The sequence below is a fragment of the Acidiphilium sp. JA12-A1 genome, from assembly GCF_000724705.2.
Classification (GTDB): Bacteria; Pseudomonadota; Alphaproteobacteria; order Acetobacterales; family Acetobacteraceae; genus Acidiphilium; species Acidiphilium multivorum.
In genome coordinates, this window is sequence record NZ_JFHO01000030.1 from 1 (window position 1) to 14,147 (window position 14,147).

General features: G+C 68.3%; 13 protein-coding genes. 3 read left to right on the forward strand and 10 right to left on the reverse strand.

Going from position 1 to position 14,147, the window contains the following annotated elements:
- The 3 genes from RT91_RS05530 to RT91_RS05540 form a co-directional block, all read right to left on the reverse strand.
- Nucleotides 1–766: SPOR domain-containing protein (locus tag RT91_RS05530; protein ID WP_240314207.1), on the reverse strand; the 766-nt coding region annotated here is incomplete at its 3' end.
- 25 nt (nt 767–791) lie between these two features.
- Complete coding sequence (locus RT91_RS05535; RefSeq protein ID WP_035186122.1) at nt 792–2,582, reverse strand: arginine--tRNA ligase; 1,791 nt, start codon at nt 2,580–2,582, stop codon at nt 792–794.
- 9 nt (nt 2,583–2,591) lie between these two features.
- Nucleotides 2,592–3,734: a deoxyguanosinetriphosphate triphosphohydrolase gene (locus tag RT91_RS05540; protein WP_007422648.1), complete on the reverse strand. Its 1,143-nt coding sequence runs from the start codon at nt 3,732–3,734 to the stop codon at nt 2,592–2,594.
- Between the two features lie 91 nt (nt 3,735–3,825).
- Here RT91_RS05540 and RT91_RS05545 point away from each other — a divergent pair, with 91 nt between their 5' ends.
- Nucleotides 3,826–4,155, forward strand: coding sequence for an iron-sulfur cluster assembly accessory protein (locus RT91_RS05545; protein ID WP_007422649.1), 330 nt, complete (start codon nt 3,826–3,828; stop codon nt 4,153–4,155).
- Nucleotides 4,156–4,162: 7 nt separating this feature from the next.
- A complete protein-coding gene (locus tag RT91_RS05550) occupies nt 4,163–4,933 on the forward strand; it encodes an exodeoxyribonuclease III (RefSeq protein WP_035186125.1) in 771 nt (256 codons plus the stop codon).
- On the opposite strand, the gene RT91_RS05555 is transcribed toward RT91_RS05550, so the two are convergent.
- The gene (locus tag RT91_RS05555) at nt 4,930–6,534 is read right to left on the reverse strand and encodes an NAD(P)/FAD-dependent oxidoreductase (RefSeq protein WP_035186128.1); all 1,605 of its coding nucleotides are present in this window, start codon (nt 6,532–6,534) and stop codon (nt 4,930–4,932) included. The two genes, RT91_RS05550 and RT91_RS05555, sit on opposite strands and share 4 nt — an antisense overlap.
- Nucleotides 6,535–6,601: 67 nt before the next feature.
- On the opposite strand from RT91_RS05555, the gene RT91_RS05560 reads away from it, so the two are divergent.
- On the forward strand, nt 6,602–8,407 hold the full coding sequence (locus RT91_RS05560; protein ID WP_011941884.1) for an ABC-F family ATP-binding cassette domain-containing protein: 1,806 nt from the start codon (nt 6,602–6,604) through the stop codon (nt 8,405–8,407).
- Here the strand turns inward: RT91_RS05560 and RT91_RS05565 are convergent.
- Genes RT91_RS05565 through RT91_RS05590 form a run of 6 tightly spaced genes read right to left on the reverse strand, consistent with a single transcriptional unit; the run spans nt 8,367 to nt 14,146 of the window.
- On the reverse strand, nt 8,367–8,837 hold the full coding sequence (locus RT91_RS05565) for a phosphate-starvation-inducible PsiE family protein (protein ID WP_007422393.1): 471 nt from the start codon (nt 8,835–8,837) through the stop codon (nt 8,367–8,369). The genes RT91_RS05560 and RT91_RS05565 overlap by 41 nt on opposite strands.
- The gene (locus RT91_RS05570) at nt 8,827–9,765 is read right to left on the reverse strand and encodes an alpha/beta hydrolase (RefSeq protein ID WP_035186131.1); all 939 of its coding nucleotides are present in this window, start codon (nt 9,763–9,765) and stop codon (nt 8,827–8,829) included. Before RT91_RS05570 ends, RT91_RS05565 begins: the two co-directional genes overlap by 11 nt.
- Nucleotides 9,766–9,787: 22 nt before the next feature.
- Entirely contained in the window at nt 9,788–10,465 is a 678-nt protein-coding gene (locus RT91_RS05575) for an ABC transporter ATP-binding protein (protein ID WP_007422395.1), read from the reverse strand.
- A complete protein-coding gene (locus tag RT91_RS05580) occupies nt 10,458–11,705 on the reverse strand; it encodes a lipoprotein-releasing ABC transporter permease subunit (RefSeq protein WP_007422396.1) in 1,248 nt (415 codons plus the stop codon). The genes RT91_RS05575 and RT91_RS05580 overlap by 8 nt, the downstream gene beginning before the upstream one ends.
- Complete coding sequence (proS, locus tag RT91_RS05585; protein ID WP_035186133.1) at nt 11,705–13,018, reverse strand: proline--tRNA ligase; 1,314 nt, start codon at nt 13,016–13,018, stop codon at nt 11,705–11,707. The genes RT91_RS05580 and proS overlap by 1 nt, the downstream gene beginning before the upstream one ends.
- A 33-nt stretch (nt 13,019–13,051) precedes the next feature.
- Nucleotides 13,052–14,146, reverse strand: a complete 1,095-nt coding sequence (locus tag RT91_RS05590; RefSeq protein WP_035186179.1) for an acyltransferase — start codon at nt 14,144–14,146, stop codon at nt 13,052–13,054.
- Between the last annotated feature and the right edge of the window lies 1 nt (nt 14,147).

Below are 14,147 nucleotides of genomic sequence, written 5' to 3' on the forward strand. Positions count from 1 at the left end.
GCCGGTAGAAGGTCTGCCCGTTCACCGTGCCCGGCACAACGACGGGGGTGCGCCCGGCCAGCAGGTCGGGCACGCGGGCAAGCAGGATCTGCCAGGCCTCATTGGCTTTCGCCATCGAGACGAGGGCGCCGAGCTGGATGTCATGCGGTCCGGCACTCGCGGCTTGCGTGGGCGGGATGATCGTGGGCATGGCCTTGCCGACCTGCGGGTTGGGCGCGGCGGCTGCGGCCGTGGCTGGCGTCGTGGCCGGTGCCGCCGGCGCGGCCGAGGCGGAGGCCGATGCGCCGGATGCCGGGGCTGCTGCGGATGGCGGCAGCACGGGCGGCGGCGGCAGGGTTGTCACCGGGCCCGCACCGGGCGGTTGGGTCTGCACGGCGGCGGCTGTGGGCATCTTCGGCTTGGGCTGCGCCGAGTTCGCCTCGGCGGCGAGCTTGGAGAAATCCGGCTGGGGCGGCGGCGGTGCGAGCCGGGGCGGCCCCGAGGCCGTGGTGCCGGACATGATCTGCTCGTTAGCCCCAGGCACCTGCAGGCCGCCGGGATTGGCGGGTGCCGTGCGCATCGGCCCCGGCGGCGGCTTGATCACCGGCGGCGGGCCGAGGCGCGGATGCACACCGCCCCAGATCAGCGCGACAAGGACGATCGCCCCTGCGAACCCGCCGGCGATGAGCGCGATCCGGCGCATTTCCGGATCGAACCCGCGCGTGGGCGGACGCCGCACGGCATAGGGCGGAATGTCGATCTCGTCGTCGTAATCCTGTCGGTCCATCATCTCTCCGGGCAGCCGGCGCCGCTCAGCGCATCTCCTCGACCGGGGCGACCCCCATCACCGCAAGGCCGGAGCGGATGACCACCGCGGTCGCCGCCACCAGCGCGAGCCGCGCCCGGCTGGCTTCGACGGCATCGGCCTGGATGAACCGCAGCGTGGCATCGGCGCGGCCGGCATTCCACAGCGCATGGAAGTCGCCCGCCAGATCATACAGGAAAAATCCGATTCGGTGCGGCTCGCGCGCCTGGGCGGCGGATTCGACGAGGCGTGGCCAGGCGGCGAGGCGGCGGACCAGCGCCAGTTCCTCGGGCGCGGTCAGGCTGGCGAGCGCGGCCTCCGCGAGGGCGGCATCGACGGTGTCGCCGAGTTCGGGCATCTCGGCCGCGGCGCGCAGCACCGAGCGGCAGCGGGCATGGGCATACTGCACGTAGAAGACCGGGTTTTCCCGTGTCTGCGCCACCGCGGCATCGAGGTCGAACTCCATCTGCGCGTCGGACTTGCGCATCAGCATGATGAAGCGGACGACATCCGGCCCGACCGCGTCGATGAGGTCGCGCAGCTCGATATAGGTGCCGGCGCGTTTCGACATGCGCATTGGCGTGCCGTCCTTCATGACGCGGACGATCTGGCAGAGCACGATGTCGAGCGAGGCGTCGCGCCCGGCGGCGAGCGCCTTCACCGCCGCCTGCATCCGCTTGACGTAGCCGCCGTGATCGGCGCCCCAGACATCGATCATCGTGTCGAAACCGCGGGCCATCTTGTCAGCGTGGTTGGCGATGTCGTTGAAGAAATAGGTATTCGAGCCGTCCGACTTGCGAACCGGGCGGTCGACATCGTCGCCGAAGCCGGTGGCGCGGAACAGCGTCTGCTCGCGTGGCTCCCAGTCCTCCGGCGTCTTGCCCTTGGGCGGCTCCAGCACGCCTTCATAGAGCAGGTCCTGGCCGCGCAGGATCGCCTCGGCGCGCTCGACGCCGCCTGCGGCGATCAGCGCCGCTTCGCTGGTGAAGACGTCCTGGCGGACGTTGAGGGCGGCGAGATCCTCGCGGATCAGCGCCATCATCGACTCGATCGCGTGGCGGCGGACCGTGTCGAGCCAGGCCTCGGCGGGGGCGATGGACAGGCCGGGGCCGGCAAGCGCGTCGCCATGGGCGGCGACCAGCGCCTCGGCCACCGGGATCAGGTAATCACCCGGATATTGCAGGCCGGTCGGCGTGGCCGCCGCGAAATCGTGCTCGGTGAGCTGCGTGCCGAGGGCCTGCAAATAGCGCCAGTAGACCGACCAGGCGAGTGCGGTGACCTGCGCGCCGGCATCATTGATGTAGTATTCGCGGGTCACGTCATACCCGGCCTTGGCCAGCAGCGAGGCCAGCGCGTCGCCCACCACGGCGCCGCGGCAATGGCCGACGGTGAGCGGGCCGGTCGGGTTGGCGGAGACGTATTCGACATTGACCCGCCGCCCCTGCCCCATCGCGCTCGCGCCGAAGGCTTCGCCGGCGCGCAGGATGGCGGCGATCTCGGCGTGCCAGACCGGATCGGCCAGAGTGAGGTTGACGAAGCCCGGCCCGGCCGGCTCGGCCTTCGCGATATCCGGCAGGGCCGAAAGTGCTGCGGCGAGGGCGGTGGCGATCTCGCGCGGCGGACGGCCGAGCGGCTTGGCGGCGATCAGCGCGGCATTGGTCGCCATGTCGCCATGCGCTGCCTCTCGTGTCGGCGATACCTCGATCCGCGCCTGCACTTCCGCATCGAGGGCCGGGAACAGGCGCGCCATTTCGGCAAGGATCAGCCGGCGCAGGGCAGTGAAGATGTTGTGGGACATGCGGAAACCTCAGGCGGGAGAATGGGGGTCGGTCAGGCGGCGATGCTCGTCGAGCGCGGCGCGGTCGGTCATGCCGGCGATATAGTCGCGCACCGCCTCGGCCGCCGTCATGCTGCGCGGCGCGCCGGCGGCGTTGCGCCAGTCATCGGGCAGCAGGTCCGGCCGGGCGAGCAGCAGGCGGGCCATGTCGCGCACCACGAGCTCGACCTTGTGGGTCATGCGGTTGACGCGCCATTGGCGATACATCCGCGCGTAGAGGAAGCGGCGGATTTCGGCATTCTCCGCGGCAAGCTCCGGCGCGAAGCCGATCACCGCGTCCGGGCAGGCGCGCACCGCATCGGAATCGGCGGGCGCGAGGGCAGCCAGCCGGCGGCGGCTCTCGGCCAGCGCGCCGCTGACCAACACGCCGATCATCTGCCGCACGGCATGGGCACGGATGCGGACTGGATCGGCCGTCAGAGCGCGAGCCTCCGCCAGGGTGGCACCGATGATCGGCACGGCGGCGAGATCGTCCGGCGTGAACAGGCCGGCGCGCAGCCCGTCGTCGATGTCGTGGGCATGATAGGCGATGTCGTCCGCAAGGGCGGCGACCTGCGCCTCGGCCGAGGCCTGGCGGGCGAGATCGAGCGGATAGGCGGCATCGAAGGCGGCGATATAGGCGGGTGGCGCGGTCAGCGGGCCGTTATGCTTGGCCAGCCCCTCCAGCGATTCCCAGGTGAGGTTCAGCCCGTCGAACCCGGCATAGCGGCGTTCCAGCAGGGTGACGGTGCGCAGGCTCTGGGCGTTGTGGTCGAAGCCGCCATGCTCGCCGAGCGCATCGTTCAGCCCGGCCTCGCCGGCATGGCCGAAGGGCGGGTGGCCGAGATCGTGCGCGAGGGCGAGGGTTTCGGTCAGATCCTCGTCGAGCCCGAGGCCACGGGCGATGCTGCGGGCGATCTGCGCCACTTCGAGGCTGTGGGTCAGCCGGGTGCGGTAGAAGTCGCCCTCGTGGATCACGAAGACCTGGGTCTTGTATTGCAATGTGCGGAAGGCGGCCGAATGGAGCACACGGTCGCGGTCGCGCGCGAAGGGGGAACGGGTCGCGCTTTCGGGCTCGGGATGCTGGCGGCCGCGCGAGGCCTCGGCGCGGGCAGCGTAGGGGGCGAGTGACATGGCCCCGGCTTACTAGGAGAGCGCAGGCTTGTCCAAGCGACGCTGGCGATCCGGCGGATGAGCGCTTATATTCAGCCTCATGAGCGAGACGATGGACCGGTTCCGGATCAGTGAGGCGGCGGCGGCGCGGATCGCCGCCATCGTGGCGGCGGAAAGCCCCGACGCGGCCCTGCGGGTCGAGGTTCTGGCGGGCGGCTGCAACGGGTTTCAATACAGGTTCGACCTCACCCGCGAGATGGCGGCCGATGACGTGGTGTTCGAGCGTGGCGGCGCGAAAGTGGTCGTCGATCCTGCGAGCCTCGACCTGCTGGACGGCGCCGAACTCGATTTCAAGGACACGCTGATGGGTGCCTATTTCGCCGTGGGCAACCCGAACGCGACCTCGTCCTGCGGCTGCGGCTCGTCCTTCTCGGTCGACTGAGCGCGGCGTGCGAATCGCGACCTGGAACGTCAATTCGGCACGCACGCGGGCCGGGCTGATCGCGGATTTTCTCAAGCGCGAGCAGCCCGATCTGCTGCTGCTGCAGGAAATCAAGTGCGAGACTCAGCAGTTTCCGGCTGCCGCCTTCGAGGCGGAGGGATACCGCGCCGAGGTCGTCGGGCAGAGGGCGTATAACGGCGTCGCGGTGCTCTCGCGCGGGGCGGTGACGGTGACCCACCGGCGCCTGCCCGGCGAGGAGGAAGACGCGGCGGCGCGGTTCATCGAGATCGAGGCCGGCGGCCTGCTGGTTGGCAATCTCTACCTGCCGAACGGCAATTCCGGCGGCGGCGACGGCTTCGCGGCCAAGCTCGACTGGATGGAGAAGCTGCGCCGGCATGCCGCCTCGCTGCTGGATCATGACCGCGACTTCATCCTGGCCGGCGATTACAATGTCTGCCCCACCGATGCGGATCTGGCCAAAGGCGCGCTGCCGGCGGATGACGCGCTGGTGCGGCCGGAAAGCCGGGCGGCGTTCCGCGCACTAATCTGGCTCGGCCTGACCGATGCGCTGCGGGCGCTCCATCCGGATGAAACGCTCTATACGTTCTGGGACTATCAGGCCGGCGCCTGGCAGCGCGACCGGGGGCTGCGGATCGACCATGCGTTGCTCTCGCCGCGCGTGGCGGAGCGGCTCGACACGGTGCGCGTCGCACGCGAGGAGCGGGACAAGCCGCAGCCTTCCGACCATGTGCCGGTGATTGTTTCGCTCCGCGATTAGGCGGCGAGGCTGCGGGCAACGGCCTCGGCGGCGCGGATGCCATCGACCCCCGCCGAGAGAATGCCACCGGCATAGCCCGCACCCTCGCCGGCGGGGAACAGACCGCGCGTGTTCAGGCTCTGCCCATCCGCCCCGCGGGTGATGCGGATCGGTGCCGAGGTGCGGGTTTCGACACCTGTCAGCACCGCATCCTCGCGATCGAAGCCCTTGATTTTCCGCCCGAATGCCGGCAGCGCCTCGCGGATCGCCTCGATGGCGTAGTCCGGGAGTGACTGCGAAAGATCGGTGAGGGTGACGCCGGGGCGGTAGGACGGGATCACGGCGCCGAAATCCGTCGAGGCGCGGCCGGCGAGAAAATCACCGACCAGTTGTCCGGGCGCGTTGTAGCTCGACCCGCCCGCCACATAGGCCGCTTCTTCGAGGCGGCGCTGCAGTTCGACGCCGGCCAGAACGTCGCCCGGAAAATCCTCCGGCGATATCCCGACCACGATCCCGGCATTGGCATTGCGCTCGTTGCGCGAATACTGGCTCATGCCGTTGGTGACCACGCGGCCCGGCTCGGACGTGGCGGCGACCACGGTGCCGCCGGGGCACATGCAGAAGCTGTAGGCGCTGCGGCCGTTCCGCGCGTGATGCACCAGCTTGTAGTCGGCGGCGCCGAGCAGCTTGTGGCCGGCATGATCGCCGTAGCGGGCGCGATCGATCATCGATTGCGGATGCTCGATGCGGAACCCGATGGCGAAGGGCTTCTTGTCGAGATGCACGCCGCGGTCGCGCAGCATGGCGAAGGTGTCGCGAGAGGAATGGCCGATGGCGAGAATGACGTGGTCGGTCTCGATCGTCTCGCCGGAGTCCAGCACCACGCCGCGGACCTGCCGGGCTGCGCCGGTGGTGTCGATGGCAAGGTCGGTCACCCTGGCGCCGAAGCGGTATTCCCCGCCGAGCCGCTCGATCGTCGCGCGCATGGTCTCGACCATGCCGACGAGGCGGAAGGTGCCGATATGCGGATGCGCGACGTAGAGGATTTCCTCCGGCGCGCCGGCGGCGACGAATTCGGTCAGCACCTTGCGGCCGAGATGGTTGGGATCGCTGATCTGGCTGTAGAGCTTGCCGTCGGAGAACGTCCCTGCCCCGCCCTCGCCGAACTGGACGTTGGATTCGGGCGTCAGCACGCCGCGCCGCCAGAGCGCCCAGGTATCCTTCGTGCGCTCGCGCACCACCTTGCCGCGTTCCAGGATCAGCGGGCGGAGCCCTGCCTGGGCGAGGATGAGGGCGGCGAAGAGGCCGCAGGGGCCGGTGCCGACGACGACGGGCCGGCGCGCCGGCGGAGGGGAGTCCGGAAACCGGTAGGTCATGTCTGGCGTCGGGCCGACATGGCGGCTCGCAGCATGGCGGGCGAGAAGCCCCGCCTCGTCCTCCGCCTCGACATCGATCGTGTAGGTGAGGACGATCGCGGCCTTGCGGCGGGCATCGACGGCGCGGCGGAAGACGGTGAAGCCCCGCAGCGCGGCCTCGCCAATGCCGAGGCGGGCGAGCACCGCATCGCGCAGGGCGTCGGGGGTGTGGTCAAGCGGCAGACGGATTTCGGTCAGGCGGATCATGGCAGCGCTCTCATACCCCGATCGGCGCTCGCTTGCCATGCGATCCGCGATTGGCCACAAGGCGCGCATGGCTCCTCCCCTGCTCAACCTGCAAGACATAAGGCTCTCGCTCGGCGGCGCGCCGCTGCTCGACGGGGCGGAAATCGGCATTGCCGCGGGCGAGCGGATCTGCCTCGTCGGGCGGAACGGATCGGGCAAGTCCACCCTGCTGAAGATCGCGGCGGGGCTCGCCGAGGCCGATTCCGGCACGCGGTTCCTGCAGCCTGGCGCCACCCTGCGCTACCTGCCGCAGGAGCCGGACCTCACCCGCTTCCCGACCGTGCTCGATTACGTGTTCGACGGTCTCGATCCGGAAGTGGACGGGCACCACGCCCGTGCCTGCCTCGACCGGCTTGGGCTGACCGGCGCCGAGAGTACCGCCCGCCTCTCCGGCGGCGAGGCGCGGCGGGCCGCGCTGGCCAAGGTGCTGGCGCCGGAGCCCGATGTGCTGCTGCTCGACGAGCCGACGAACCATCTCGACCTGCCGGCGATCGAATGGCTGGAGGCCGAGTTGAAGGCCTCGCGCGCCGGCATCGTGCTGATCAGCCATGACCGGCGGCTGCTGGAGACGGTGACGCGCAGCATCGTCTGGCTCGATCGCGGCCGCACCAGCCGGATCGATCGCGGCTTCTCGCATTTCGAAGCCTGGCGCGACGAGGTGTTCGAGCAGGAGGAGCGTGACGCGCAGAAGCTCTCCCGCGCCATCGCGCGCGAGGAGGACTGGATGCGCTATGGCGTGACGGCGCGGCGCAAGCGCAATGTCCGCCGCGTTGCCGAACTCGCCGCCCTGCGCGCGCGCAAGCGCGAGGAGCGACGCGAGGCGCGGGAGATGAACGTGACGACAAGTGCCGCCGCACTCTCCGGCAAGATCGTCGTCGATGCCGAGCACGTCTCGAAAACATTCGGCGAGCGCTGCGTGATCCGCGACCTGACGCTACGGGTACTGCGTGGCGACCGGCTTGGCATCGTCGGGCCGAACGGTGCCGGCAAGACCACCCTGCTGCGGCTGCTGACCGGGCAGATCGAGCCGGACTCAGGCACGATCACCCAGGGCACCAACCTTGCCGTGGCGACCCTTGACCAGCAGCGCGCCGCCCTCGACCCGGCCCGCACCCTCGCCGACACGCTGACCGGAGGGGGGAGCGACATGGTCGAGGTCGGCGGGCAGTTTCGCCATGTCGTCGGCTACATGAAGGATTTCCTGTTCCGCCCCGAACAGGCGCGCACGCCGGTCGGCACGCTGTCGGGCGGCGAGCGTGGCCGGCTGCTGCTGGCCTGCGCGATGGCACGGCCGTCGAACCTGCTGATCCTCGACGAACCGACCAACGATCTCGATCTCGAAACGCTCGACATCCTGCAGGATATGCTGTCGGACTATGCCGGCACGGTGCTGCTGGTCAGCCATGACCGCGACTTTCTCGACCGCATCGCGACCTCCACGCTCGCGGCGGAGGGCGACGGGCGATGGGTGGAGTATGCCGGCGGCTATGCGGACATGCTGGCCCAGCGCGGCCCGCGCGAGACGCGCGAGGCAGGGCCGCGCAAGCCGGCCGCGCCGCCGCCGAAACCCAGGGCCGCGGCCTCGGCGTTCTCCTTCCGCGACCGTCACCGGCTCAAGGAACTCGAAAGCGAGATGGAAACGCTTCAGGCCGGCATCGCCCGGCACGAGGCCCGCCTCGCCGACCCCGATTTCTTCACCCGCGATGCCGATGGGTTCCGCAAGGCCAGTGAAACGGTAGGCGGACTCCAGGAGCGGCTCGCCGCGCTCGAGGCCGAATGGCTCGACCTCGAACTCAGGCGCGAGACGGCGGATGAGGGGAAAACCTCATCGTGATGCTGCGCGCGATGACCAGCACGATGATGACGACGACCAGCGTGATGATGTCTTCCGCCGAGAATTTCTGGCCGTAGAGCTTGATCAGCACCTCACGGAGGGAAAAGACGATCGTCACGTCGAGCAGCGTCGACAGCCGGATGCGCCTCGTGCGGGCATAATCCATGAAGGTGTTGAACAGCTCGATGAGGATGACGACGTCGAGAATCTGCTCCACCAGCACCCGCAGGGTGAAGGTGTCCATCGTCTGTGGCCGGAAATCCGGAAAGAGATGGATCGTGCTGGCAACCGCCTCGAGAAAGGCGAAGGCGAGGGCGACGAGCATCAGCGGGATGACGCCGAGGATCACCGCGTCCACCGCGATGTCGTAGCCGCGGAAGACGAGGCCGCGCCAGCGTCCGCGCGGCCTCTCGGTTCCGTCAGACGCCACGGGCCGCCATCGTCGCGACGATTTCGTCAACCGCCTCGCCGGCTTCGGGAATCACCCGGCCCATCGTCAGGAAGCCGTGGATCTGCCCCGGAAAGCGCCGCAGCGTGACCGCAACGCCGCGTTCCGCGAGCCGCCGCGCATAGGCCTCGCCCTCGTCGCGCAGCGGATCGAAGCCGGCGGTGATGACCAGGGCCGGCGGCAGCCCGTCATGCCGCGCAGCGCGCATCGGCGAGGCGCGCCAGTCCGCCTTGTCATCCGCCGAGCGCAGGTAGTGGGCGCGGAAATAGGTCATCATAGACTTCGTCAGCATATAGTTCTCGGCGAAGGCCTCGTGACTTTCGGTCGAGCCGAGCATGTCGGTCGAGGGATAGACCAGCGCCTGCATCGCGATGGCGGGGCCGGCATTGTCGCGCGCATCGATCGCGATGACGGCGGCGAGGTTGCCGCCCGCGCTGTCGCCGCCGACGGCGAGGCGCTTCGCATCGATGCCGAGTTCATCGGCGTGTTTGGCGACCCAGGCGGTGGCGTCGATCGCATCCTCGACGGCGGCGGGGAATTTGTGCTCGGGGCCGAGCCGGTAATCGACGGAAATCACCACCGCGCGGCTGCGCTGCGCGATCTGCCGGCAGACGACATCATGCGTGTCGCGATCACCGATCACCCAGCCACCACCATGGAAATAGACGAGACAGCCGCGCGCCGCTTCATCATCCCCATCGCGATAAAGGCGAAGCGGAATGGCGCCGTTGCGGCCCTGGGCGTCAAGATCGCGCACATGCGTGATCGCTGGCGGCTGCGGCGAAAGGGCGCCGCGCGCCTGCAGATAGCCGATCCGCGCTTCGGCCGGGCTCAGCTGGTCGGCCGGCGGGCGGCCCGCGGCACGGATGAGTTCAAGCGCTGTGGCGGCGCTACTGTCGAGTTCTGCCATCGACGGAGTCTCCCCTTGTTGTTCAGCCATCCACGAGATGGCCATCGCGCAGCATGACCACGCGATCCATGCGCGCGGCAAGATCGGGGTTGTGGGTGGCGATCAGCGCCGCGATGTTTTCGTGCCGCACTACCCGCAGCAATTCGGCAAACACGAGATCGGCGGTGGCGACGTCGAGATTGCCGGTCGGTTCGTCGGCGAGCAGGAGCTTCGGCGCGTTCGCCATGGCGCGCGCGATGGCAACGCGCTGACGCTCGCCGCCCGAGAGCTTGCCGGGCAGATGATGCGCGCGCGCGGCGAGGCCGAACGCATCGAGCAGATGGGCGGCGCGGGCCTCGGCATCCTTGCGGGTGCTTCCGGCGATGAGCTGCGGCAGGGCTGCGTTTTCCAGTGCCGTGAATTCGGCCAGCAGATGATGTGCCTGGTAGACGAAGCCGATTTCATTAAGGCGCAGCGTGGTCTTTTCGGAATCTGAAAGGCGCGCGGTATCGATCCCGCCGATGCGGATGGTGCCGCCATCCGGCTTTTCGAGAAGCCCGGCGAGATGGAGCAGGGTGGATTTGCCGGAACCGGAGGGGGCGACCAGCGCGACGATCTCGCCGCTGCGCAGCGAGAGATCGGCGCCGCGCAGGATGTGCAGATCCTCGCCCTCGCTGTGAAAGGTGCGAACAACACCTTCGAGTTTCAGAACCTCACTCATGGCGCAGCGCCTCCACCGGATCGGTTCGCGCCGCCCGCCAGCTTGGATAGAGCGTGGCGACGAAGGACAGGCCGATGGCGATCACCACGACCTCGATCACCTGGCTCCAGACCAGCTTCGCCGGCAGGGATTCAAGGTAATAGACCGTGGGGTTGAAGAGCTGCGTGCCGGTCAGCCCCTGCACGAACTGCCGGATCTGCTCGATATGCGCGCAGAAGACGACGCCGAGGCCGAAGCCCGCGATCGTGCCGATCACGCCGACCGAGGCGCCGACCATGAAGAAGATCCGCATGATCGAGCCCGAGGTCGCCCCCATCGTGCGCAGGATGGCGATATCGGCGGTCTTGTCCTTCACCATCATGATCATCGAGGACACAACGTTGAACACGGCAACGACGATGATCAGCGTGAGGATCAGGAACATCACGTTCCGCTCGACATTGACCGCCGCGAAGAAGGCGTTGTTGCTGTCCTGCCAGTCCACCACGTTGACTGGCGCGCTGCCCATCACCTTCGGGATGGCCGCCTTGATCGGGCCGGTATTGTCGGGGTTTTTCACGAAAAGCTGGATCTGCGTCGCGGCATCCTTTGCGCGGAACAGCGTCTGCGCCGAGGTGAGCGGCAGGAACACGAAGCTCGAATCGTATTGCGCCATGCCGGTGCGGAAGATCGCGCTGACATGAAAGCTCTGGATGCGCGGAATGGTGCCGATGATGGTGGCATCGCCCTGCGGCAGCACGAGGGTGATGGTGCCGCCGAGCGAAATGCCGAGCTGGCTGGCCACGCCGGCGCCGACCGCGATGTTGCGGCCGGTGAAATCCTTCAGTGAGCCGGCGACGATATGCCGCGAAACGGTCCGCAGCTTTGCCAGCCCGTCCGGCTGGATGCCCCGCGCCACCCCGCCGATCGCGCCGCCATGCGGCCCGGTCATCAGCACCTCGCCCTGCACGATCGGGATGGCGCTGATCACGCCCGGGATCTTTTCGAGCCGCCCGGCCGCGGCGTCGTATTGGGTGATGTTGTGGCCGGCGCCGTAGACACCGATATCGCCGTTGAGGCCGAGGATCTGCGCCAGCAATTCCTGGCGGAATCCGTTCATCACGCTCATCACGATGATCAGCGTCGCCACCCCGAGGGCGATGCCGACCAGCGAGAAGATGGCGATGATCGAGACGAACCGCTCACCCTTGCGGGCGCGCAGGTAACGGAAGGCGACCCGGCGCTCGAAGGCGGAGAACATCAGACGCGCACTTTCGCGAGTGCCGACTCGATGTCGAGTTCGGCGCGCTCGCCGGTGCGGCGGTGCTTGAGCTCGACCTGGCCCTTCGCCGCGCCGCGCGGGCCGACGATGACCTGCCAAGGATGGCCCATCAGGTCGGCATCGGCGAATTTCTCGCCGGCGCGGGCCTCGCGGTCGTCATAGAGCGCATCGCGGCCGAGGGCGTCGTAGATCCGCTCGCACAGCGCGTCGGTCACCTGATCGCCCTGGCGGAGGTTGAGGATCGAGGCACGGAACGGCGCGATCGCGTTGGGCCAGATGATCCCCGCTTCGTCATGGCTCGCCTCGATGATCGCGCCGGTCAACCGCGAGACGCCGATGCCGTAGCTGCCCATTTCGGGGTGCAGGCGCGCACCGTCCGGCCCGACCACGGTGAAATTCATCGCCTGGCTGTATTTGGTGCCGAAATAGAAGATCTGGCCGACCTCGATCCCCCTGCCCTCGCGGCGGCGATCCTCGGGCACCTTCGCCCAGGCGGCCTCGTCGTGCTTCTCGTCGGTCGCGGCGTAAAGCGAGGTCATGCGGTCGAAAAACGCGTCGAGATCGGCGCGGGCCTCGTAGTCGTAGGCATCGTCGCCGAGTTCGATCGTCTCGAAGCTCGAATCGTAGAACACGCCGCTCTCGCCGGTCGGCGCCAGAATGTGGAATTCGTGCGAAAGATTGCCGCCGATCGGGCCGGTATCGGCGCGCATCGGCACCGCGCGCACGCCCATGCGCTTGAAGGTGCGCATATAGGCCAGCATCATCCGCCGATAGCTTTCGACCGCGCCTTCATAGTCGAGATCGAAGCTGTAGCCGTCCTTCATGTAGAATTCGCGGCCGCGCAGCACGCCGAAGCGCGGGCGGACCTCGTCGCGGAATTTCCACTGGATCTGGTAGAGCATCTGCGGCAGGTCGCGGTAGGACTGCACCGAATCGCGCATGATCGCGGTGAGCATTTCCTCGTTGGTCGGGCCGTAGAGCATCTCGCGATCATGACGGTCGCGGATGCGCAGCATTTCCGGGCCATAAGCGTCGTAGCGCCCGCTTTCGCGCCATAGCTCGGCGGACTGGATCGTCGGCATCAGGATTTCCTGGGAGCCGGCGCGCGCCTGTTCCTCGCGGACGATATTGGCGATGTTGTGCAGCACCCGCAGCCCCGCCGGCAGCCAGGCGTAGATTCCGGCCGATTGCTGGCGGATCAGCCCGGCGCGCAGCATCAGCCGGTGCGAGACGATCTGCGCTTCGGCGGGCGTTTCCTTGAGGGTGGGAATGAGCGAGCGGGAAAGGCGCATGATGGGTCCTGATCGGTTGGGTCGGTCGCCTGATTACAGCGCCACGCTGCCCGCGGCCAGAGCCGCGGCGCGGGACGGATCGAAGCGGCGGTTGAGGGCGATGCGCGCGGGCTTCTCGATGAGCACGTGCAGCAGCATGGCAAGGCCGAGCGTGAGCGCCGCAAGCATGAAGGCGACCGCCAGCGGCGCGGCCGCGCGCGCGATGCCCAGATGCCGGAAAAACTGCGTGGTGAGGAGTTCGGCCGGCGCAAAACTCATGTAGAACGCATAGGAGATCACGCCCATGGCGCGCAGCGGGCGGATGGCGCCGATGCTCGCCGGCCGTTCGGCATCTCCCTGCATGGCGAGGCCATAAAGCATCAGCCAGAGGCCGAGCACGGTCATCGCGTCGTGCCCGGTCGCGGCGAAGGCGACCGCCAACGCTGCGCCGGCAAGCGCGATGATGCGGTTCGGCGCCTCGTCGGCGATGAAGGGGATGAACGCCGTTGTCGCCATTCCGGCGATGAATTCCGGAAAGAAGCGCAGCAACGAGCCGCCGAAGGTCAGGTTCAGCCCGCCATGGATATCGGCGACCGTGGCGAGAATGCTGAAACAGAGCGGCAGAGAGATCGCCAGCGCCCCCTTGTAGAAGACGCGGTAGCACGCGATCAGCAGCGGAAACAGCAGATAACCGGCCCATTCGCTGCTGATCGACCAGGAGGGATAGTTCCACGCCCAGTGATCAAGCGTCCCCCAGCCCTGAACGAGGGCGAGATGGCAGAGCAGTGCGAAGCCCGCGAAGCGGGCCGGCTCGCGCGGGGGGATGCCGGCCGCGATACCGGCAAGGAACAGCCCGCCGAGCAGCGCGATTACCGCGATATGCACCGGATAGATCCGCGCCAGCCGCTTTCCCCAGAACCGCAAGGCCCCGCGCACGGTGAAGGGCGTGTCGGCGTCAACCCGAGTGAGAATCAGACCGGAGAGAATGAAAAAACCGTCGACGCCGAGATAACCGTGTTCCACGACCGGCGCGAACGGGCCGAGCCAGTGCGCGTACTCCACCTGCAGATTGACGTGATAGGCAAAGACCCAGAGCGCGAAGAGCGCGCGGCACGAGGTCAGATCGGTCAGTTCGCGGCGTCCCATCATC

What these genes read in the sequence shown, in the direction of transcription:
- RT91_RS05545 (WP_007422649.1), top strand. Translation starts at nt 3,826, where the DNA reads ATGGACCGGTTCCGGATCAGTGAGGCGGCGGCGGCGCGGATCGCCGCC.
- proS (WP_035186133.1), bottom strand. Translation starts at nt 13,018, where the DNA reads ATGCGCCTTTCCCGCTCGCTCATTCCCACCCTCAAGGAAACGCCCGCC.
- RT91_RS05560 (WP_011941884.1), top strand. Translation starts at nt 6,602, where the DNA reads ATGGCTCCTCCCCTGCTCAACCTGCAAGACATAAGGCTCTCGCTCGGC.
- RT91_RS05575 (WP_007422395.1), bottom strand. Translation starts at nt 10,465, where the DNA reads ATGAGTGAGGTTCTGAAACTCGAAGGTGTTGTTCGCACCTTTCACAGC.
- RT91_RS05580 (WP_007422396.1), bottom strand. Translation starts at nt 11,705, where the DNA reads ATGTTCTCCGCCTTCGAGCGCCGGGTCGCCTTCCGTTACCTGCGCGCC.
- RT91_RS05570 (WP_035186131.1), bottom strand. Translation starts at nt 9,765, where the DNA reads ATGGCAGAACTCGACAGTAGCGCCGCCACAGCGCTTGAACTCATCCGT.
- RT91_RS05535 (WP_035186122.1), bottom strand. Translation starts at nt 2,582, where the DNA reads ATGTCCCACAACATCTTCACTGCCCTGCGCCGGCTGATCCTTGCCGAA.
- RT91_RS05590 (WP_035186179.1), bottom strand. Translation starts at nt 14,146, where the DNA reads ATGATGGGACGCCGCGAACTGACCGATCTGACCTCGTGCCGCGCGCTC.
- RT91_RS05540 (WP_007422648.1), bottom strand. Translation starts at nt 3,734, where the DNA reads ATGTCACTCGCCCCCTACGCTGCCCGCGCCGAGGCCTCGCGCGGCCGC.
- RT91_RS05555 (WP_035186128.1), bottom strand. Translation starts at nt 6,534, where the DNA reads ATGATCCGCCTGACCGAAATCCGTCTGCCGCTTGACCACACCCCCGAC.